The organism is Paraburkholderia sediminicola (genome assembly GCF_046026675.1).
GTDB lineage: Bacteria > Pseudomonadota > Gammaproteobacteria > Burkholderiales > Burkholderiaceae > Paraburkholderia > Paraburkholderia sediminicola_F.
This window is the reverse complement of record NZ_JAQQEY010000001.1, coordinates 709,931-730,094: the sequence shown is the minus strand read 5'-3', so window position 1 is coordinate 730,094 and position 20,164 is coordinate 709,931. Positions and strand designations below refer to the sequence as shown.

General features: G+C 61.0%; 17 protein-coding genes. 8 read left to right on the top strand and 9 right to left on the bottom strand.

What is annotated here, in order from left to right; all coding sequences use genetic code 11:
* Nucleotides 1-161: 161 nt before the first annotated feature.
* Both PQQ86_RS03170 and PQQ86_RS03165 read right to left on the bottom strand, forming a co-directional pair.
* Nucleotides 162-1,571 (bottom strand): FimL-related protein, encoded by a 1,410-nt coding sequence (locus PQQ86_RS03170; protein WP_408264886.1) that lies wholly within the window; start codon nt 1,569-1,571, stop codon nt 162-164.
* A gap of 259 nt (nt 1,572-1,830) precedes the next feature.
* Nucleotides 1,831-2,001, bottom strand: coding sequence for a rubredoxin (locus PQQ86_RS03165; protein ID WP_007178992.1), 171 nt, complete (start codon nt 1,999-2,001; stop codon nt 1,831-1,833).
* Between the two features lie 298 nt (nt 2,002-2,299).
* Here PQQ86_RS03165 and PQQ86_RS03160 point away from each other — a divergent pair, with 298 nt between their 5' ends.
* The 3 genes from PQQ86_RS03160 (at nt 2,300) to cysC (ending at nt 5,400) form a co-directional block, all read left to right on the top strand.
* On the top strand, nt 2,300-3,160 hold the full coding sequence (locus PQQ86_RS03160; RefSeq protein WP_054041676.1) for a hydroxymethylpyrimidine/phosphomethylpyrimidine kinase: 861 nt from the start codon (nt 2,300-2,302) through the stop codon (nt 3,158-3,160).
* Between the two features lie 696 nt (nt 3,161-3,856).
* Entirely contained in the window at nt 3,857-4,762 is a 906-nt protein-coding gene (locus tag PQQ86_RS03155) for a chondroitin 4-O-sulfotransferase (protein ID WP_408264883.1), read from the top strand.
* Between the two features lie 14 nt (nt 4,763-4,776).
* Nucleotides 4,777-5,400 (top strand): adenylyl-sulfate kinase, encoded by a 624-nt coding sequence (cysC, locus tag PQQ86_RS03150; protein ID WP_408264881.1) that lies wholly within the window; start codon nt 4,777-4,779, stop codon nt 5,398-5,400.
* Between the two features lie 136 nt (nt 5,401-5,536).
* Here cysC and groL read toward each other — a convergent pair whose 3' ends face one another.
* The 3 genes from groL to PQQ86_RS03135 form a co-directional block, all read right to left on the bottom strand.
* Nucleotides 5,537-7,177, bottom strand: a complete 1,641-nt coding sequence (groL, locus tag PQQ86_RS03145) for a chaperonin GroEL (protein WP_408264879.1) — start codon at nt 7,175-7,177, stop codon at nt 5,537-5,539.
* A gap of 54 nt (nt 7,178-7,231) precedes the next feature.
* Nucleotides 7,232-7,522: a co-chaperone GroES gene (gene groES, locus PQQ86_RS03140; RefSeq protein WP_007178996.1), complete on the bottom strand. Its 291-nt coding sequence runs from the start codon at nt 7,520-7,522 to the stop codon at nt 7,232-7,234.
* 498 nt (nt 7,523-8,020) lie between these two features.
* Entirely contained in the window at nt 8,021-8,401 is a 381-nt protein-coding gene (locus tag PQQ86_RS03135) for a DUF1090 domain-containing protein (protein WP_408264877.1), read from the bottom strand.
* Nucleotides 8,402-8,581: 180 nt separating this feature from the next.
* On the opposite strand from PQQ86_RS03135, the gene PQQ86_RS03130 reads away from it, so the two are divergent.
* Complete coding sequence (locus PQQ86_RS03130) at nt 8,582-8,863, top strand: CppA family protein (protein WP_408264875.1); 282 nt, start codon at nt 8,582-8,584, stop codon at nt 8,861-8,863.
* Between the two features lie 38 nt (nt 8,864-8,901).
* A complete protein-coding gene (locus PQQ86_RS03125) occupies nt 8,902-9,306 on the top strand; it encodes a DUF2471 domain-containing protein (protein ID WP_408264873.1) in 405 nt (134 codons plus the stop codon).
* A gap of 145 nt (nt 9,307-9,451) precedes the next feature.
* Here PQQ86_RS03125 and PQQ86_RS03120 read toward each other — a convergent pair whose 3' ends face one another.
* Nucleotides 9,452-10,582, bottom strand: coding sequence for a porin (locus PQQ86_RS03120; RefSeq protein WP_408264871.1), 1,131 nt, complete (start codon nt 10,580-10,582; stop codon nt 9,452-9,454).
* A 391-nt stretch (nt 10,583-10,973) separates the two neighbouring features.
* Nucleotides 10,974-11,879 carry a LysR family transcriptional regulator gene (locus tag PQQ86_RS03115; protein WP_408264869.1) on the bottom strand — a complete coding sequence of 302 codons (906 nt, stop codon included), beginning with the start codon at nt 11,877-11,879 and terminating at the stop codon, nt 10,974-10,976.
* Nucleotides 11,880-11,977: 98 nt separating this feature from the next.
* Here PQQ86_RS03115 and PQQ86_RS03110 point away from each other — a divergent pair, with 98 nt between their 5' ends.
* The 3 genes from PQQ86_RS03110 (at nt 11,978) to PQQ86_RS03100 (ending at nt 17,524) form a co-directional block, all read left to right on the top strand.
* Nucleotides 11,978-15,565, top strand: coding sequence for an indolepyruvate ferredoxin oxidoreductase family protein (locus PQQ86_RS03110; RefSeq protein WP_408264867.1), 3,588 nt, complete (start codon nt 11,978-11,980; stop codon nt 15,563-15,565).
* Between the two features lie 286 nt (nt 15,566-15,851).
* On the top strand, nt 15,852-16,439 hold the full coding sequence (locus tag PQQ86_RS03105; RefSeq protein ID WP_408264865.1) for a hypothetical protein: 588 nt from the start codon (nt 15,852-15,854) through the stop codon (nt 16,437-16,439).
* 80 nt (nt 16,440-16,519) lie between these two features.
* Nucleotides 16,520-17,524, top strand: a complete 1,005-nt coding sequence (locus PQQ86_RS03100) for a hypothetical protein (protein ID WP_408264864.1) — start codon at nt 16,520-16,522, stop codon at nt 17,522-17,524.
* 59 nt (nt 17,525-17,583) lie between these two features.
* Here PQQ86_RS03100 and PQQ86_RS03095 read toward each other — a convergent pair whose 3' ends face one another.
* Nucleotides 17,584-18,663 (bottom strand): glycosyltransferase, encoded by a 1,080-nt coding sequence (locus PQQ86_RS03095; RefSeq protein ID WP_408270037.1) that lies wholly within the window; start codon nt 18,661-18,663, stop codon nt 17,584-17,586.
* Complete coding sequence (locus PQQ86_RS03090) at nt 18,663-19,916, bottom strand: oligosaccharide flippase family protein (RefSeq protein WP_408264862.1); 1,254 nt, start codon at nt 19,914-19,916, stop codon at nt 18,663-18,665. Before PQQ86_RS03090 ends, PQQ86_RS03095 begins: the two co-directional genes overlap by 1 nt.
* Nucleotides 19,917-20,164: the final 248 nt, after the last annotated feature.

The following is a 20,164-nucleotide window of genomic DNA, read 5'->3' as shown; positions in this document are numbered from 1 at the left end:
CACTCTATCACGCACGCAGGCCTTGTCCATGGTGCGGTCAGCGGTGTTTAGGACACGCATATCGCGTGCCTCCGGGTTCGAACATTGCGCCTCGCCGTTGCCGGCAGAGGATGCGCGCCGGCGCGCCGGGCATGCTGCTGATCGATACCTCAGCCAGCCATTCAGGCGCCGCCCTGCTCGATCGAACGCGTCAACGCGGCCAGCGCGGCGTTGCTGCCTGTCGGCGCGACGCCCGCAGCGACTTTGTGCAGCATCGCACGCAACGCTTCGGCAGCCTGCTCGAGCGCGCTCGCCGCTGGCGCACCGACGATGACGTGGGAGCGCACCGCCGGCGTCGATACGCCGGCGTGCGCGCGGCGGCGCCAGGCGAGTCCGAGTGCATCGGCAACCAGCGCGACGTGGCCGAGGCCCAGCGCGCACGCAGCGGCACCGAGCCGGTAGGCGGCGTCGCCCGCCTGCAACGCTTCGCTCGGATCGGCCTTCTCGGGCTGGTCGGCCGCGCGGGCGTGCTCGGTCAGCGCAGAAATCGAGGCATCGGCCGTTTGCAGGAAATCCTCATACGCGTGCGCGTTGACGGTCAACACGCCCAGCTCACGCGTCAGCGCGCTGCGGGTCGCGCTGACCGCCTGCGCCTGCACGGCGCCAGCTTCCCAAAGCATTTCGGATGCCTGGGTGCCCGCAACGTGCCAATCGACCGTCAAGCCATAGTCATGCAGCACTTCGACCTGATCGGCGTCTTCCGCTGCAGCGCCGAACAGTGCGTAATCGCGCCACAGCAGCGCCAGCGTCGCGCGCACCAGCGAACGCGGCGCGCGCTCGATGCCGTGCGCATGATCGGCCAGGGTGAGGTTGCAGCGTGCATAGAAACGCCGAGCGTCGGCCTCTCCGGTGGCGCGGCCGCTGACGCGCAGCGCCTTGGCGCAAGCTTTGGCGAGGCGCCAGAAATCGTAGGGATCCGGGCCGGCGAGTTCGTTAAAGACGGCGTCGAGCTCGTCGAGCGCAGCGTTCGTGAACGCCAGCGCGGCACCACTGCTATCTGGCTGCGAGCGCAACACCGGCAGCAGGGCGCGCTCGTAGCGCGCCCGCAAATGGGCGAGCTGATCCGCGGACTGGTTATGCAGCGACACCGGCGGCACCGGGCGTGCGCTCAGCGCGAGATCTTCGAAAGCGACGGTCGAGCCGGGGGTGTGCTCCGACAGATGGGCACACAGCGCGTGATAGTGATTGAACAGCGTGGGCGAGCAGGACAGCTCGCGCAAATTGTGGCGCTCGAGCGCCGCGCGGAAATCGTGCAATGCCGCGCCGAACACGGGCCGCGCGCTGTCCGCGTCGGCCGGATCGCCCTCGGCCAGAGGCGAGAGCCGCACCAGCGCGTCCGCGAAGCGCTGCGCGCTGAGCCAGCCGGCCTCGCGCAACGCGCGCGACGCGCGCAGCAGCGCCGACGTGCTCTCTCGGTGTTGTTCGAACGCCAGCAACGCCTCTGCCAGCGCCAGCTCCGCAGTGCGGACAGCGCCGCCGCGCGGATTGGGCAATGCATCGAAGGAATCGGGTGCAGCGGATCGAAGAGTCATGGGCAGGCGACAGGAAGCTGACGGGCCGCCCCTTCAGCGCTGCACGAGAGACTGATCGGCTAACGCGCGAACTGGCGACAGGACAATGACAGATTACCGCTGCGACACGGTGCAACCGGGGATGTTCCGCGCCACCGCGTTGGGGCTGCGCTCCGAGCGCATGAACGGCGTTTGATCCGGCCGACGCCGCCTGTAAAACGCCGCGCCGCAACGACACGGCATGGCGCTCAGCTGGAGACTGCCGTTTGCCCCTCGGACCTCAGATCTGGACCATCTCGAAGTCTTCCTTGCGCGCGCCGCATTCCGGGCAGGTCCAGTTAATGGGAACGTCCTCCCAGCGCGTGCCCGGCGCAATGCCTTCCTCCGGCAAACCGGCTTCTTCGTCGTAAATCCAGCCGCAAATCAGGCACATCCAGCTTTGATATTCCATTCTTGTGTCGCGTCGTAGAGTCCGTGGAAACGGGAGCCATGATGGTACCGTGTTGCCGCCCCAATGCCTAGCAATCAGAAACGCGCAATCGTAGTGTGCGGCGGCCTTTGGCTAGAGGGTTGCGTCGGTTTGGCCAGCGCTTGCGCGTAGGATCGCGCCTGGTTGCCGCTTACGTGCCGCTGGCTTGCAGCAACCCGGCGAAGAATGCGAAAAAACGCCCTCATGACAGTTTAGGCCGCATAATTGAGCCGATTGCGCACCGTCTGCGCCTAAATACAGCTCCTTTTTGTAAATCTTCATGCCCAGCGATACGCCTCCGATCGTCCTCACCTTCGGCCTTTCCGATCCCACCGGCGGCTCCGGCCTGCAAGCAGACCTGATGACCCTTGCCAGCATGGGCTGCCATGGCGTCTCCGTGCTCACGGGCTATACCGTGCGCGACTCGGCAAGCTGCGATGAAGTTACCGGGCTCGATCCTGAAGTGGTTGCGACCCAGGCCCGGATGCTGCTCGAAGACATGCCGATCGCCGCGTTCAAGGTCGGCGCATGCACGCGCGCGGAAGTGGTGAGCGCGATTGCCGAGGTGGTCGCCGATTACGACGACATCCCGCTGATCCTCGCCCCCGATTTCACGCTCGACGACGAACACGTGCTCGCCGCCGACGAACTGCGTGAAGCGATCGCCGACCTGCTGGCGCCGCAAACCACCTTGCTGGTCGCCGATTCGGCTACGCTGCTCGCCCTCGCCCAACCGGACGGCGACGCCGAAGCACCGAGCCTCGACGCAGCGATCTCGCATCTGCTGTCGCAAGGCTGCGAATACATTCTGTCGACGGAAACCGGCACGCACAGGCTCGTCAATACCCTGTTCAGCGAAGACGGCCAACTGCGCCAGGATATGTGGGACCGCGGCGCCCATCGGATCATGGGCATTACCGACACGCTCGGCGCCGCGATTGCCGCCTTGCTGGCCAACGGCCAGGAGCCCGCCGAAGCCGTGCGCGAAGCGCAGGAGTATCTGTATCAGGCGATGCGCAACGCATTCCGGCCAGGCATGGGCGCGTATCTGCCGGACCGCTTCTTCTGGGCCCGCAGCAGCGACGACGACACGCCGCCTGCAACCGGCAAGGACGCAGCACCGGGCGAAGCACGGCATTAATTTGACGACTCGAAGCGTCTGCTGCACGAGCGGCAGGCGTCTCCACTTCAACCGAGGCCCGACAACAGCCCCGGTAAAAAAACCCGCATTTCTGCGGGTTTTTCGTTCTGGGAAGCGCGCCTTTCGGCCGCTTGCCACCATCTCGCCTTTCTCCGTCTTAGCGATGTTCGACGTGGAAAGCTCCGCGCCGGCGGACACGCCCTGTGCGTGATCTCTCCCTCAGGCCCCGCCTCAGCACATGGCCAAGCTCGGCTTCCTCGCAAAACCAAACGGAACTACCGCTCCTTTCACAACGCCAACACACGTTTTAACTTGTAATTAAACGTTACAGCACCGGCCTTATCGTCGAGCTAAACTTTACATTTCGTAAAACAGACATATAGCCCCATGGCCGCACCGATTTTTTTCATCCATCCGCCAAAGAGCGGCGGATCGACCGTCATCTCGTTTTTTGACCTGAATAAGGGCAAAGATCAGTTCGTGAATTTCGAATGGGATCGAGAAGGCTGGGAAAGCAGTCACGCCAAGTTGATGACCACGAGGATTGGCGGAGGCCATCAGCCGTATGGCATACACAGGAACCTGAAGAGCGCGCTGACGTATTGCACGATTCTGCGCGATCCGCTTGCACGTCAGATATCGCACTACTGGTACGCAGCCAACGGCAAGAACGGCGACGTTCTGCGAGGAGCCAGCGTGTCGGCAACCGAAGCCCTGGTTCGGCGCGGCGCCATTTCGCTCGATGAGTGGGTCAGCGAATCACTCGCGGGAAAAAACCTGTTTACCCAGATGTTGAGCGGCCATTCCGTAGTCGACGAAAGCAGCCTCGAAGTCGCGCGGACCCATGTTCTCCAACATTTCGCGGCAACCGGCGTCTGCGAGGACATGAGCGAATTTTTGCTTCGGCTCTGCGGAAAGACCGGGCTCGAATTGCCCTTTTTTTTCGAAACCAACAAAACGAGTGGCTCGCCCAAAAACAGAACTCATGTGAGCGAAACGGCGAGGCAAACGTTTGTTTCGGAGAATCGCTTCGATTACGAGATATTTCGGGACGTCAACCAGGCGATAGCGCAACACGCCCAGCAAGCGGGCGACGTGTTTTCAAAAGCCCTGGAATCGGTGCGCACCATTCAAAAGGCGATCAATCAGCTCGAAAATCCGTACGAGCACAGTTCGATCGTTTTCGGTTTTGACGAAAAATTCCTCTCGAAAGTGGTGAGTGTGATCAACCAGTTTGACCTCACGCCCATCAAGGAATACATAGAGTTCGCGCAGAGCCGGCCACGCACTACCGCCGACATGTACGACGGTTTCGTCGACACCGTCCACAACGGTGTGATTTCGGGCTGGGCAGTCAATCTCAGCCGGCCGGAAGAAAGAGTTCCGCTCGAAGTCCGCATTGGTACGGAGGTCGTCGCGAGAGGTTCGAGTGGCGAGTATCGGCCCGACGTTGCTGGCGCGGGATACCCAAGCTCCCACGCTGGATTTTCAATTCCTCTGCCCGCGGGCGTATCAGACGGTTTTCACGTCACGATCGAAAATTCGCCGGAGCGCCTGCACAACGCAGGAGTCTGGCGGCAAGGTTGGCACTGCGCCGCCTGAGTCGAGAGAAAACAATGGGACAGTCCCTGCCTTTTCTACAACGCTTCCATGGTGAAGTGACTGCCCGCGACCGGATGCAAATGTTCCGCCACAAGCCGGTTACGATCTGGCTGACGGGGCTATCCGGCGCGGGTAAATCAACAATCGCTTTCGAACTCGAGCAGCATCTCGCGTCGCTAGGCCACGCGTGCTATGTCCTCGACGGGGACAATGTCCGCCACGGTTTGGCGTCCGATCTCGGCTTTGACAAGAAAGACCGGCGCGAAAATATTCGCCGGGTGGCGCACGTGGCCCAGTTGATGAACGATGCAGGCCTCATCGTTATCGCGGCGCTCATCTCACCCATGCGTGAAGACAGAGCGATGGCGCGCGATATCGTTGGCCCCGGCAATTTCATCGAGACCTATCTTTCCGCCTCGGTCGACGCTTGCGCCCGTCGCGATCCGAAAGGTCTCTATGCCAAAGCCCGCGCCGGCGAGATTGCGTCGTTTACCGGCGTCTCGGCACCCTATGAAGTCCCGGCTGATCCTGAGTTGAAGATAGATACGGCAATGTCGACGCCGGCCGAGAGCGTAGCGCATATATTCAGCTACTTGCGCGACAAGTGCCTGATGAATACCGATTCCAAAGAGCGCTAGTCATATCGAACCGGCTTATCGTTTGCCCCAAAACAAAAAACCCGCATTTCTGCGGGTTTTTTGTTTTGGGAAGTACGCCTCGCGACGCACTTCCCCATGTGTTTCCAACTGAGCCTCAAACGAGGCCCAATCGAAATTACATGTCCATGCCCATGCCGCCCATGCCGCCGGGCATACCGCCGCCCATCGGAGCGTCGTCCTTCGGCAGTTCGCAAACAGCTGCGTCGGTGGTCAACAGCAGGCCAGCGACCGAAGCTGCGTTTTGCAGCGCCGTGCGCGTCACCTTCGTCGGGTCCACGACACCTGCGTCAACCAGGTCGACGTACTCGCCGGTTGCAGCGTTGTAGCCGTAGTTGCCCGTGCCAGCAGCAACAGCTGCCACCACGACGCTGGCTTCTTCGCCACCGTTCGTGACGATCTGACGCAGCGGCTCTTCCATCGCGCGCAGCACGATCTTGATACCTGCGTCCTGATCGGCGTTAGCGCCCTTCAGGCCAGCGATTGCCGTACGTGCACGGATCAGTGCGACGCCGCCACCAGCCACGATGCCTTCTTCCACAGCTGCGCGCGTTGCGTGCAGTGCGTCTTCGACACGTGCCTTCTTTTCCTTCATTTCGACTTCGGTCGCGGCACCGACCTTGATCACTGCAACACCGCCAGCCAGCTTGGCCACGCGCTCTTGCAGCTTTTCACGATCGTAGTCCGACGTTGCCTCTTCGATCTGCGTGCGCACTTGCTTCACGCGCGCTTCGATCGTTGCACCTTCGCCAGCGCCGTCGATGATCGTCGTGTTTTCCTTGCCCACTTCGATACGCTTCGCTTGACCCAGTTCAGCCAGCGTTGCCTTTTCGAGCGTCAGGCCGGTTTCTTCAGCGATGACTTGACCGCCGGTCAGGATCGCGATGTCTTCCAGCATGGCCTTACGACGATCGCCGAAGCCCGGAGCCTTGACAGCAACGGTCTTCAGGATGCCGCGGATGTTGTTCACAACCAGCGTAGCCAGCGCTTCGCCTTCGACGTCTTCTGCGATGATCAGCAGCGGACGGCCAGCCTTGGCGACTTGTTCCAGTACCGGCAGCAGATCACGAATGTTCGAAACCTTCTTGTCGTGCAGCAGCACGAACGGGTTTTCGAGCACAGCAACTTGCTTGTCCGGGTTGTTGATGAAGTACGGCGACAGGTAGCCGCGGTCGAATTGCATACCTTCGACAACGTCCAGCTCGTCTTGCAACGACTTGCCGTCTTCAACGGTGATGACGCCTTCCTTGCCAACCTTGTCCATCGCTTCAGCGATGCGGTCACCGATCGACGAATCGCTGTTTGCCGAAATCGCGCCAACTTGAGCGATTTCCTTGTTGGTCGTGCACGGCTTGCTGATCTTGCGCAGTTCTTCGATCGCTGCGGTCACAGCCTTGTCGATACCGCGCTTCAAGTCCATCGGGTTCATGCCCGACGCAACGTACTTCATGCCTTCGCGGACGATCGACTGAGCCAGAACCGTTGCGGTCGTGGTGCCGTCACCTGCGTTGTCGCTGGTCTTGGAAGCAACTTCCTTGACCATTTGTGCGCCCATGTTCTGGAGCTTGTCTTTCAGTTCGATCTCTTTCGCGACCGAAACACCATCCTTCGTGACCGTCGGGCCGCCGAAGCTGCGTTCCAGGACAACGTTGCGACCCTTCGGGCCCAACGTGACCTTCACAGCGTTCGCGAGGATGTTCACGCCTTCAACCATCTTGGCACGGGCGGAATCACCGAATACGACGTCTTTAGCTGCCATCTTCTAACTCCTTGAATTCTTTGGGATATGACCGGGAAAAGTAGCGACTGGCGCTTACTTCTGCACCACGGCCATGATGTCTTCTTCGCGCATCACGAGCAGTTCGTTGCCGTCGACCTTGACGGTCTGGCCTGCGTACTTGCCGAACAGGACGCGGTCACCCACCTTCACGTCGAGTGCGATTTGTGCACCCTTGTCGTCACGCTTGCCCGGGCCGACTGCCAGAATTTCGCCTTGATCCGGCTTTTCTGCTGCGGCTTCGGGGATCACGATGCCCGACGCGGTCTTGGTTTCTTGATCCAGACGTTTGACGATCACGCGATCATGCAAAGGACGAAGGTTCATACATACTCCTCTCTTGATTGAGACTGAAGAACGCTGAGAAAACCCGGCTGGCTGAGCCAACCGGCGATGTTGTTAGCACTCTCGTGCAGCGAGTGCTAATTATATGGACGGGTCGTGACAAATTCAAGAAGGGATGTTGCTTTGACAGTTGTCGATGTCGAGATTCGCTCACGCCCGAACCCTGCACCGCAGCGAAAGCCGGACAAACCGGAAGGATCACCTTTAAATACAGCAGGTTATCCGTGCGCACCTGCCACCATCACGTTGCGCCTTGCGTGCTCGCGGGCGGCCATTCCTTGGCCAGGTGAGCGAAATCGGTGTGTAATCCCTGGACCAGGGAAATCCCTTGACCCGTCGCCAATCGAGATATTTCGCTCCAACCTGGACACGATAGCCGTGCGGTTGGCGGAAGAGACGAGAGCGCTGTCGCCATGTTGGCGAAGACGTCGTCACGCTATAGGAAAAGCCGCGGGCTGAAAAGCCATCGTACCGATCGGTTCAGTCAAGGCTTTCGGTCTGCGCCCGCTCCAGGTCGGCGTGCGCTTCATCCACCTTGCGTTGGCGCTCGGCAATTTTCTTTGGGCTTTTGCCCTGAGCCCTGGCTTCCTGCAAATCGTGTTCGCGTTCCGCCAGTTTCTTCTGTGCCTGGGCGACTTTGCGCTGACTCGCGTTGCGTAACGCCTCATCTGTGCAGTTGGCATTCATTCGGCCAAGCGCGGTTTCCAGGCCGTCGACACGATTTGCGTTGCCATGCGCTTGAGCGTACGTAATCTCCCTCTCCAACGAAGTACGTTTTGCATCACAACCACCCGCTTGCGCCCAGACAAGCGCTGGACACGCTATTGAGGACAACAACAGAACTTTGAGGGCTGTCTTCATCTACTACCTCGATAGATGGTGATTGAGGCGTTCGATTGGGGTTAATCGAGCGCCGGTCATTCATCATACTATCCGACCCGAACGCGTCTTCCTGCCGAATCCGACATCCAGCGATTTGACTTGCATCCCGATCAAATACTGTATAAATTAACAGTACTGTGTTTATATACAGGATCGGTCATGAATCAGCTCATACGCATCTTGAACGACGGTGATCGCGAAACGCTTGCGTGGTTGCGCAAGCATGTCGGAGACGTACGCGTGGCTGCCGCTGCGCGACATCTGGGAGGCAACGGCAAACCCTACCTGTCAGCGGTGTGCCGCTATCTTGGCGTACGTCCACCAACGCCTCATCAGCGTATCCGGCCTGTTGAAGACTGTACGGTCGGCGACAACTATCTTGCCCAGATCCGCCAGTTATTGGCGCAGCGAAACCAGGCGTTGTTGAAGCATCAAATTTGATGCTGCGAATTGCCGCGAGTCCTCAGGAAGATAACAGCATGATTAACGACTCTGCTCTTGATATGGATGTTCACGACATCAATCCTGTCGCTCTCGAACGCGCACTCCGCAGCGCGTCGCTCGACCTCCAGCAGATCATTGCCACGGTCGCAGGTCGTCACCTCGACAGTGGCCGTCGCCGTTACTCAACCAGCGCGCAATTGCCGACCTGGCGCACGCTGCTGACAATCGACGAACAGGTCTTTGAGAATCGGGGCTTCCAGACGCGGCACAACGAGACAGTGCGCTCCACGTTTATCCGGTTTGAGGACAGTCGTTTGTCCGGAATGGATCTCGACGAACCCGTCGACTGGCGGCGTGACGACGACAACTTGCCAGCCGTGTACCTGCTCGTGCGCGCACTGGTACAGGCGGACGCTACCAATGCGGCCACTCAGGACTAATGCGCCGATTCAACTTTGAACTCCCGATCTGCGCCCCGTCACCATCGAAACAATAACGTTTCAAGATCGCCGATCGAGAGTTCGGTCGAGTAAGCAACAACAAAAAAGCCCGCGTCATGCGGGCTTTCTTTAGGGTGCCTATCGATTAGAACTTATGACGGATACCGACGGTTACAGTAGCCTGCTTGCTGGAACCCGAGTCGCCGGTTGCCGAGCCGATCACAGCGACAGCGGCCGTGCCCGACGAGTCTTGTGTTCCCGATGCGGTCGTGTAGCCAGCCCATGCGTAGACATCCGTACGCTTGCTAAGCGAGTAGTCTGCTGCAACAGCGAACTGGTTGTACTTTGCCGACGAATTGCCGCTCGACTTCATGTACACGTAGCCAATCTGGGTCTGCAGCGGTGCCGATACCTGCCACACGGCGTACACCGAACCCGTGTTGTACTTTTCCGTCTGCGTGAATGTCGAACTGGCGTCTGCAGTGTATTCGGCATGGCTGTAGTAGCCGCCCAGGGTCACCGAGCCGAACACGTAGTTGCCGCCGATACGGGCATTGTTGATCGACGCCGCAGTGGAATACGCCGCGTTGACGGCCGTGTTGAACAATGAATCCCACGTCGTCGTACCGCGGTTCGCGCCGTTGCCGTTGCTCAGGTGATAGTAGCCCGCTGCCAGGTTGACGGGACCGTTGCTGTATGCGGCGGCGGCGGCGTAGCTCTGACCCGAGCCCGTCGCGCCAGCCACTCCGCCCAGCGAGTACATGGTTTCGAACTGGAAGCCGGACCAGGTCGGCGACGTGTACTTGATCGAGTTATTGACCCGCGCGCTGTTGTCGGCGTTGTCGATGTCACCCGGCGAGATGAACACGCCACCGAGGAAGCCATCGCCCTGCACCGGCTGAACCAGGTCAACCAGCGGATCGTATTGACGACCGGCCGTGAGCGTACCCCACTTGTCACTGCTCAAGCCCACGAACGCTTGACGGCCGAACAGGCGGCTACCCTGGCCGAGCTTGCCGTTGGTCGAATTAAAACCGTTCTCCACCTGGAAGATTGTTTTCAGGCCACCACCGAGGTCTTCTGAGCCTTTCAAGCCCCAGCGGCTACCGGACTCGTTGCCCGAAGTCATGCTGAAGGACTTGCTACCGCCGTCGTTTGAAACGTAGGTCAGGCCTGTATCAACGATGCCGTACAGCGTGACGCTGTTTTGCGCATGAACAGTCCCGGTTACGCCAAGCATTGCCAGCGAAAGAGTTGCCAGTGTGGTCTTCTTCATCTGCGTCCTTAAGTTTGTATTGATGAACCTGCGGAGCGCAGAATAACTGGCGGTAAAACGTGATCGAAAATAGTGTTGGGTAAACACGACCAAAAATTAGGAATAGAAACTTTCTGCATCTTTCTCTTTCTGCGTCTTTCTCGCAGACAAGAAAAAAAAGCTATGCAACTTCGCATAGCTAAGGTCTGGATCTGCGTGGATTACAACAAAAGAAAAGACCTCCAGACGCCCGCAAATCTAATGTCCGGGTTCCGGAAAGTAAACAGCCGAAATGGGTAATTCCATTTCCAAAACTTCCCACCCTTCTCTCGTCGTCTTGCGGTTGCAAGCGTGTCTGCGCCAGCGGTGGCGGAACACTGAAGCGGCATGCGATAAACGAATAAGCGCCGGCTTAGCTGCCGCACGCATGAATCAGGAACTGCTGGAACGCCAAAGCCGGCGCATCGAGCGTTGCGCCCTTGCGCCACAACATCCCTGCATCCATCTGCGGGATCGCGTTGAGAATCGGCCGGGCGTCGATCCGCTTGCCTTCCAGTGACCAGGGCCGAAACACCATGTCCGACAGAATGGTCACGCCGAAGCCATGCGCCACCAGTCCTCGCAATGCCTCCATTGAACTCGTGCGAAATGCGATGTTCGGCTCGACACCGTTTTCTTTCCAGTAACGCAGCGTCGCTCGTTCGCTTTCGTCGACGGTGATGAGGATATACGGATACGCCGCAATGTCTGCGAGCGACGGCGAGTTCACCTGTGCCAGCGGATGGGTCGGCGCAGTCCACAACTGACGCCGTGAACGGATCAGCACGTGATGCTGAAACCGTTTGAGATGATCCACATTCGATAGCAACGCCACGCCCAGATCGATGTCGCCGTCGAGTATGGCCTGTTCGATCTCGGGACGATCGGCGTCCCGCAGATCCAGCTCGACGTGTGGGTAAGTCGCACGAAACCGCCCTAACAGTTCCGGCAGGAAATAGCCGAGCAAGGTGTACGAGGCAGCAATGCGCACCGTGCCCTTAAGGTCGTGCGAACGAAACGGCGCCTTGTAGATCGCGTCGCGTACCGAATCGAGGATGTGACGCGCGTGATTGAGAAAGTCCTGCCCGTCCGGCGTCAGCGCGACACCCTGCGGAAGCCGTTCGAAGAGCCGGGTTCCCAGCGTCTCCTCCAGCGCAAGTACCGCATTGGTAATCGCGGATTGCGACACATGTTCGGCCGCCGCCGCCATCGAAAACTGCCCGTTTTGCGCGGCCGCAACGAAGTAACGCATCTGCCGCAAGGTGACGTCTTTTGACATGTGTTTTTCGCATAGCAGGGTTCGGTATTTGTGATTTTACGATGGGAATTCGGCTTCCTATACTCGCCAGGACAATAAAGCTTCCGGAGACGCCGCCCATGAACGCCCCCCTATCGCCCCCGCTGCACGACGCGCTTGCCACCGTTTCACTCGACGACAAATACACGCTTGAGAAAGGCCGCGTTTATATGAGCGGCACCCAGGCGCTGGTCCGCTTGCCGATGCTGCAGAAAGAACGGGACCGTCGCACGGGGCTGAACACGGCGGGTTACGTATCGGGCTATCGCGGCTCCCCGCTCGGGGCGTTCGACCAGGCACTGTGGAAAGCGAAGAAGCATCTGAAGGAACACGACGTCGTGTTTCAGCCAGGGGTTAACGAGGATCTCGCCGCCACCGCGGTGTGGGGCACGCAGCAACTCAATCTGTGGCCCGACGCGAAAGTCGACGGCGTATTCGGCATGTGGTACGGCAAGGGACCGGGTGTCGATCGCACCGGCGACGTCTTCAAGCATGCCAACTCGGCAGGCACCGATCCGCATGGCGGCGTGCTGGTGCTGGCGGGCGACGATCACGCGGCAAAGTCGTCGACCGTTGCGCACCAGTCCGAGCACATGTTCGTCGCGAGCGGCATTCCGGTGCTCTATCCGGCGAGCGTGCAGGAATATCTCGACTATGGCCTGCACGGCTGGGCCATGAGCCGCTATTCCGGTCTGTGGGTCGCGATGAAATGCGTGACGGACGTCGTTGAGGCCAGCGCGTCGATCGACATCGATCCGGACCGCTTGCAGATCGTGTTGCCGGATGACTTTGAAATGCCCGAAGGCGGGCTGAACATCCGCTGGCCCGATCCGCCGCTCGCACAGGAAGCGCGTCTGCTCAACCACAAGTGGTATGCGGCGCTCGCCTATGTGCGCGCGAACAAACTGAACCGCGTGGTGATCGATAGCCCGACGCCGCGTCTGGGCATCATGACCGCGGGCAAAGCCTATCTCGACGTGCGCCAGGCACTGGCGGACCTGTCGCTCGACGACGACACCTGCGCACGGATCGGCATTCGCGTGCTCAAGGTCGGTTGCGTGTGGCCGCTCGATGCCCAGAACGCGCGCGATTTTGCTACGGGGCTCGACGAGATTCTGGTGGTCGAAGAAAAACGCCAGATCCTCGAATACGCGCTGAAGGAAGAGCTTTACAACTGGCGCGACGACGTGCGCCCGAAGGTATTCGGCAAGTTCGATCAACGCGATGACGCAGGCGGCGAGTGGTCGGTCCCGCGCGGTCAGGCGCTGTTGCCGATGCAATACGAACTGTCGCCGGCGCTAATCGCGAAGGCGATCGCGCGGCGTCTTGCGAAGGCCGATTTGCCTGCGGATGTACGCGCCCAGATCGAAGCACGTATCGCCATCATCGAAGCGAAGGAACGCGACGCAGCCACGCCGCGCACCGTCACGGAACGGCAACCGTGGTTCTGCTCCGGGTGCCCGCACAATACGTCGACGCGCGTCCCCGAGGGCTCACGCGCGCTGGCCGGAATCGGCTGCCACTACATGACCATATGGATGGACCGCAACACGGAAACCTTCAGCCAGATGGGCGGCGAAGGGGTGGCGTGGACCGGCCAGATGCACTTCACCAACGAACGTCACGTGTTCGCGAATCTGGGCGACGGTACTTACTTTCACTCGGGTTTGCTGGCGATCCGCGCCTCGATCGCGGCTGGTGCCAATATCACCTACAAGATTCTTTATAACGACGCGGTCGCGATGACCGGCGGCCAGCCGATCGACGGCGTGCTGACGGTGCCGCAGATCGCGTTCCAGGTGACGACCGAAGGGGCGAAGCAGGTGCTCGTCGTCACCGACCAACCCGAAAAATACGCTACGGGCGTACGCTTGCCGGAAGGCGTGAAGGTGTATCACCGCGACGAGCTCGATCGTCTGCAACGCGAGTTGCGCGAGGTTGCGGGCACCACGATCCTGATCTACGACCAGACCTGCGCGACCGAAAAGCGCCGGCGCCGTAAGCGCGGCACCTATCCGGATCCCGCCAAACGGGCGTTCATTAACGACGCCGTCTGCGAAGGCTGTGGCGACTGCTCGGTGAAATCGAATTGCCTGTCTGTCGAACCGCTGCAAACGCCGCTTGGCACCAAGCGCAAGATCAATCAGTCGTCGTGCAACAAAGACTTCTCGTGCGTGAACGGCTTTTGCCCGAGCTTCGTCACCGCTGAAGGCGCGCAGTTGAAAAAGCCGGCGAAGGCAGATCGTGGCTCCGCGCTTCCGGACTTCACCGCGCTGCCGCGTCCGGAGATCGCTAGCCTTGCCAAACCCTATGGCGTACTCGTAACGGGTGTCGGCGGCACCGGTGTCGTGACGATCGGCGGCCTGCTCGGCATGGCCGCACATCTCGAGAACAAAGGCGTGAGCGTGCTCGACATGGCGGGCCTCGCGCAAAAAGGCGGCGCTGTACTGAGCCACGTGCAGATCGCAGCTACGCCGCACGAGTTGCACGCAACCCGCATCGCGACCGGCGAAGCGCGCCTTATTCTGGGCTGCGACGCGATCGTGTCAGCGTCCGCCGAAGTGCTGGCGCGCACGCAACGCGGTGTCACCAAGGCGGCGATCAACAGCGGTGCAACGCCGACCGCACAATTCGTGCGTGATCCGCAGTGGGCCTTTCCCGGCGATCAGATCCAGGGCGACCTGCGCGACAGCATCGGCGATGACTGTGACTTTATCGACGCCAATCGCCTCGCGCTCGCATTGCTTGGCGACACGCTGTACGCGAATCCGCTGCTGCTGGGTTTCGCATGGCAACGCGGCTGGCTGCCGGTCAGCTACGAAAGCCTCGACCGCGCCATCGAACTGAACGGCGTGGAAGTCGACAAGAATCGCCTCGCGTTCGAATGGGGCCGCTTTGTCGCGCAGCATGGCGAAGCAGCGGCCGATGCATTCGCGCCGCGCGCCAATCAGCAACAGGCAATCGTGGTGCAGATGCCGGAGTCGCTGGAGCGTCTTATCGAGCGTAACGTCGAACTGCTGGGCCTCTATCAGAATGAGCAGTATGCCGCGCGCTATCGAGCGGTAATCGAACAGATGCGCGCCAAAGAAACCACGCTCGCCGCGGGTTCGAAGCTACGCCTCACACCGGTGGTCGCGCGCAATCTGGCCAAACTGATGACCTACAAGGACGAATACGAGGTTGCGCGTCTCTATGCCGACCCGGCGTACTTCGACAAACTGCGGGCACAGTTCGAAGGCGAACCTGGCCGCGATTACAAGCTCGGCTTTTACCTCGCACCACCCTTGCTGGCCAAACGCGACGAACAAGGTCACCTGAAAAAGCAACGCTTCGGGCAATGGACACTCCCTATGTTCCGCGTGCTCACGAAGCTCAAATTCCTGCGCGGCGGTGCGTTCGACGTGTTCGGCAAGACTGCTGAGCGGCGCGGTGAACGCACCCTGATCGAACAGTACATCGCGTTGATCGACGAGTTCTGTCGCACGCTGGACAACAACCGTCTGGACGTCGCGATGCGGCTTGCCAATCTCCCCGATGAGATTCGCGGTTTCGGTCACGTCAAGGAGCGCAACGTCCTGGCCGCTGCGACGAAACACGACAAATGGCTGGCGGAATATCGCAACGCGGGTGACCAGGCAGAATTCCAAGCGGTGAGAAAGGCAATCTGACAACCTGGTCACCCAGTCAGCGTGGCGGCACACGGCGGCCAGGGAATTCCCCTGGCTTTTCGCCGCGTTTGCCGCCCTTTCACGCCGGAGTGTCGTGATTCGACTGCAGGATGGCGTTTTCGCGCGCTATACGACGCCTTGCGCCGACGTTCCCCGGTGCTACCCTCAAGAAAGCAGCCTTCGCGGAAGTGAGCCGCCGTTCAGCGGCAAAATCAGCAGCCACGAGAACATACCGCGAAGCGCGATTGCCGGCGAACGGCGAAACATCGCTGCGGGAGCGACTGCGATGGGAATCAGAACATATACGGCATTGACGCTATGGGTGTTTAGCAGTGCTGCTTTCGCATGGCAGCCACTCGTCTATCCCATCCGAAGTCAAAGCGCTTATCAGCGCAGCATCGACACCGCGATGTGCTACGCCACTGCCAACAAGCAGACGAAGATCAACATCGCGCACGAATCGCAGCTTCCACCGCGCAAACCTGTGGCAACCAAAACGTCGTCGACGGGTGCCCCGTCGCGGCCACCCTTGCCCCAAAGCAGTTTTTCGGCGACCCCGCCGGGCGCAAGCATGCCCGCAGCGGCAGCCGCCCCTGCCGCAAGCGGGGCCGGCGTGAGCACGGCAACACCCGCTGCAGCGACCAAGTCAGCAAGCTCGACCACGGCAACCGCGACGACCGCGGCCGCCACGCCGGCATCGGCAACCAGCGCGGATAACGGCGCCTCGGAGACGGCAGCAGCCAGCGCGGCACAGACAGCCGCGGCATCCGGCGTGAAGTTGCCGCCGCTGCCGGCGCCTGAACCGCCAATGACACAGTATTGGGCCGCGTATGGCGCGTGCATGCAAGCGCGGGGTTACGTCGTCGCACAGTAATCCCGATTGCAAGCCTCGCTGCCGTGCCTGGTTCTTTTTGATTGTGGCGTCGGCATTCGACGCCCCTTTGCGAAACGGCAATGCTTAGCGACGTTACTTCCGATCAGCATGATTACCCCCAATGCGAGCACTGCGGTGCGTCGCTAGCCGGTCGCTTTACGCCGTGCACCGAGTGCGGCGCGCGTCCGGTCGATTCGCTCGGCGCGCGCCGCACGCCGCCTGCCCCCTTGAAAATGCCGCTGGGCGACACCCAGCCGATGCTGGCGACCCGGCTGATAACGCCGCGAATCTGGCGCCCGTCTTCACGAGAGCTAACCGATCCGTATTCCGTCACTAGCGAGACACCGGTCGCCGCCCCCGTCGTGCACAGACTGCGCCAGCCGGTTGTGCTCGGCGTCTCGATGCTGCTTGTGGCGTCTGCCGTGTACCTGGGCTTCATTCACACCAACGACTCGGACGACGGCACCCCTATCGCAGTGTCCGGCAAAGTAAAGACCCAGCACGTCAAACCGCCGGTTGTCGTCGCTCAGCGGTCCGCGCCGGTCTTCGTTGCTCAACGGCCCGTGAAGCCCGCGCCCGTGCGATCGCCTCCTGTCCCGCCAACCGCTGCCCCGCCACCGGTTCCGCGGCGCGTGATGACTGCATCGGCCGAAGTAAGACACAACCCGGGCGGCCAGACCTACAACCCGCCCGTCAAACCTCGCGTAGATGCCACGAAGCAGATCAGAGCCGCCCGCGCCAATCTGCAGCAGAACAATCTGTCGGCGACGAAAGCGCGGTTGGCGGCAGCCATGGCGGCCCAGCCGGACAACCCCGACGCACTGCGCATGCGCGAAACCGTGACGGCGCGTGAACAGCAGCGGGACGCTCTCTTAAGCGTGGCGAGAGGTTGCGGCTATGTCGCACGATGGGCGTGCGTCTGGCACAAAGCCGGCGATGCGCTGCAGGTCGATTCGAGCAGCAAGGAAGCCCAGCGCCTGCTGACCCTCGCGATGCGCGAGTCCGAACTGGCAAGCGCGTGGCCGTCGACGCCCGCGCCCGAGTCGACGCTCGACGAACGCGGTCTCTCGATCAGCCACCATTGAAAGATCAGGTGTCCCGGCGCAAGCAACAAGCATGGAACAGGCAGGATCCAGCCGAAGAACTAACGGGCCGGCACGGCGAGATGGCTACTGACCTGATGCGCGATTGCCCGATAGCGGGCCGCCGTATCCCTGAGCGTCAGGCCGGCAAGCGAGCGTTGCGCCCGCGCCTGCCCTAGCGCCGCGACCACGGCGTCCGCATAGCAGGGCACATCGTTGGTATCGACGAGTTGCACACCGGGAAAGCCGTTCGCGAAGGCAAACGACGGAATCCTGCTCGCGACGATCGGAATACCGGAAGCCAACGCCTCAAGAAATGCCACGCTGTGCGCCTCGGAGCGCGAGGGCATGACAAACACGTTCGACTCCGACAGCACGCTCGCCACATCGGTGCGCGGACCCGCCACCACGACGCGATGTGCGATCCCCAACTCCTGCACGAGGCCAATCACGGTGCGCTGATAATCCGGATCTTCGACTACGCCGTACAGCACGAGGCGCGCGTCCGCCACCCGCTCGAGCACCTGACCAAAAGCGCGCACTGTCAGAAGTTGATTCTTCACCGACGCATAGCGCCCGATCTGCACGACCTGGGGCGCCCGGCCGCTATGTCCGGCGCCATCGGTGAACGCGAAGCGGCCGAGGTCGACCCCGTTGGGCACCACGGTCATCGAAGGATGCGGTCCGATGGCCTGCACGTAATCGGTCATGCCTTGTTGCGATACGCTGATCACGACCCGGGCACGTCCGGACAGGATGTGCTCGACGCGCCGGAACAGCGGCCGCTCGAAGTCGTTGGTCGCCGAATGCATGACGTAGACGACCGGCACCCGCAGCGGTAACGCGCGCGCATAAAACGAAGGAATCGTGGCGTGCGCGAAAATCACGTCCGGGCGAAACCGCCGCACCGTGAAGAACAGATTCCACAATTTGCCCGCGAGGCGCCTGCGCCGTGAAGGAAACCAGCACTGCACGCCGTGCCGCTGCAGTTCGTCCTGCAAGGTCAGGAATTCGGTGTGCACGGGCAACAGCGAAGCTACACACACGGCCATGCCTTCGGCGCTTTGGTCGATAGCGAGATCCTTGGCGAGGACTTCGGCGCCCGATAAACGCGGCGCCAGAACCAGATGTAAAACGCGCATCATGAAGTCCTTGCGGTCAGCGTTCTGAACAGCATCCACGCCGCGGCGCAGCCAAGGCCAAGGGTCATGGACCAGGCAATGCCCGTCACGCCCCACCAATGAACCGCTGCAGGCACGCTCGCCAGCAGCACGACAACCTGAATCAACGACGCATGCACCGTCGCCTTCGCGTCACCCACCGCGCGCAGATAAGCAACCAGTACGGCAATCAACGCGCCGATCGCCATATTAATCACCAGAATTCTGAACAGTGGTACCGCAGGCAACCACGCCGCGCCGAGAATTAGCGAGAAGAGCGGCTCGGCAATCAACCTTAGCACCGCGACGAACCCCGCGAGCCCGATCGCGATCACGAGCAGGTAAATCTTGATCAACCGCGATGCGGCGTGCGGACTCCGGCGATGACGTGCCGCGAAGGTGGGAAAGAGGTATTGCGACATCGCGATGGCGGCGTCGGCGAGCAGCATCTGCGCGAGCCGCGACGACATCTGATAGCTACCCAGTTGCGCCGGGCCGAGCAGTTTGCCGACCACGACCTTGTCGAACTGGTTGAGAAGCAGGTTGATCACGCTGCTCGCCCAGATCCAGCGACTAAAGCCCACGTAGTGACCAATGCCCGACCACACGGCGCGGATCGGCGGACGCGGTTTCATCGTCGCCCAGGTCAGGATGCTTTTCAGGCTCTCGCCGGCCACGAGGCCGAGCAGCACCGAGGCCGCACCGGCGCCAAAATACGCGAGGCCCAGTCCGACCGAACAATCGACAAATGCCGCCCCAACCTCGACGCCGGCAATATGCTGGAAGCGCCGCTCGCGCTGCACGAGGTAGTAAGTGGGCGACGCGAGACCGCGTAACAGCGGCAGTAGCGCGGCAAGCTGAATCAGCACCAGTGAGCCGTTGAGGTGGAACTGACTGCTCAGCAATGGTGCAAGCGCGACCAGCAGCAGTGAGATGAGCACGCCGCGCGCGGTCAGCGTCGTCCACACCGCGCCGAGTTGCGAACGCGATGGCGGATGTTCGCCTTGAATGACCGCTTGCGCCAGACCCGTGTCCGACAACGCCTCGGCAATCGCCACCGCGAGCAAGGCCACGCTCACGCTGCCGATCGCCGCCGGCCCGAGCATCCGGCCAATCGCGAGAAATTTGATTGCTACGAGTCCACGCACAGCGAACTGCTGCAATAGCACCCACGTCGCCGCGCTTGCGCCGAAGCTGGCCGCTATCGAGAGCGCCGGAAGCCTGATCGCCCGCAAGCTGTTTCTCCGTCGAATCGGAACGCCGTTGAGTCGGCCATAAGCAGCGATTCAATGCATCGCTGCGAAATGCCGCCGGCGCATAAATTGTTAGGTTGCACCAGCAAGCTGGCGAGTTTTTTCATCGAATTCCATATACGACCTTACAGCGAGAGAATCGGCAACAACCGCCATCAGCTAGGTCAGTTCAGCCGAAGCCATTGCGCGCTAGTACGTTTACCCACAGAACGGGTCAAATAGACGGATTC

Excerpts from the sequence above, each read along its gene's own strand:
- PQQ86_RS03100 (WP_408264864.1), top strand. The coding sequence starts at position 16,520 with ATGCTTAGCGACGTTACTTCCGATCAGCATGATTACCCCCAATGCGAG.
- PQQ86_RS03120 (WP_408264871.1), bottom strand. The coding sequence starts at position 10,582 with ATGAAGAAGACCACACTGGCAACTCTTTCGCTGGCAATGCTTGGCGTA.
- PQQ86_RS03135 (WP_408264877.1), bottom strand. The coding sequence starts at position 8,401 with ATGAAGACAGCCCTCAAAGTTCTGTTGTTGTCCTCAATAGCGTGTCCA.
- PQQ86_RS03095 (WP_408270037.1), bottom strand. The coding sequence starts at position 18,663 with ATGCGCGTTTTACATCTGGTTCTGGCGCCGCGTTTATCGGGCGCCGAA.
- PQQ86_RS03160 (WP_054041676.1), top strand. The coding sequence starts at position 2,300 with ATGCCCAGCGATACGCCTCCGATCGTCCTCACCTTCGGCCTTTCCGAT.
- cysC (WP_408264881.1), top strand. The coding sequence starts at position 4,777 with ATGGGACAGTCCCTGCCTTTTCTACAACGCTTCCATGGTGAAGTGACT.
- groES (WP_007178996.1), bottom strand. The coding sequence starts at position 7,522 with ATGAACCTTCGTCCTTTGCATGATCGCGTGATCGTCAAACGTCTGGAT.
- groL (WP_408264879.1), bottom strand. The coding sequence starts at position 7,177 with ATGGCAGCTAAAGACGTCGTATTCGGTGATTCCGCCCGTGCCAAGATG.
- PQQ86_RS03125 (WP_408264873.1), top strand. The coding sequence starts at position 8,902 with ATGATTAACGACTCTGCTCTTGATATGGATGTTCACGACATCAATCCT.
- PQQ86_RS03115 (WP_408264869.1), bottom strand. The coding sequence starts at position 11,879 with ATGTCAAAAGACGTCACCTTGCGGCAGATGCGTTACTTCGTTGCGGCC.
- PQQ86_RS03110 (WP_408264867.1), top strand. The coding sequence starts at position 11,978 with ATGAACGCCCCCCTATCGCCCCCGCTGCACGACGCGCTTGCCACCGTT.
- PQQ86_RS03165 (WP_007178992.1), bottom strand. The coding sequence starts at position 2,001 with ATGGAATATCAAAGCTGGATGTGCCTGATTTGCGGCTGGATTTACGAC.
- PQQ86_RS03130 (WP_408264875.1), top strand. The coding sequence starts at position 8,582 with ATGAATCAGCTCATACGCATCTTGAACGACGGTGATCGCGAAACGCTT.
- PQQ86_RS03170 (WP_408264886.1), bottom strand. The coding sequence starts at position 1,571 with ATGACTCTTCGATCCGCTGCACCCGATTCCTTCGATGCATTGCCCAAT.
- PQQ86_RS03105 (WP_408264865.1), top strand. The coding sequence starts at position 15,852 with ATGGGAATCAGAACATATACGGCATTGACGCTATGGGTGTTTAGCAGT.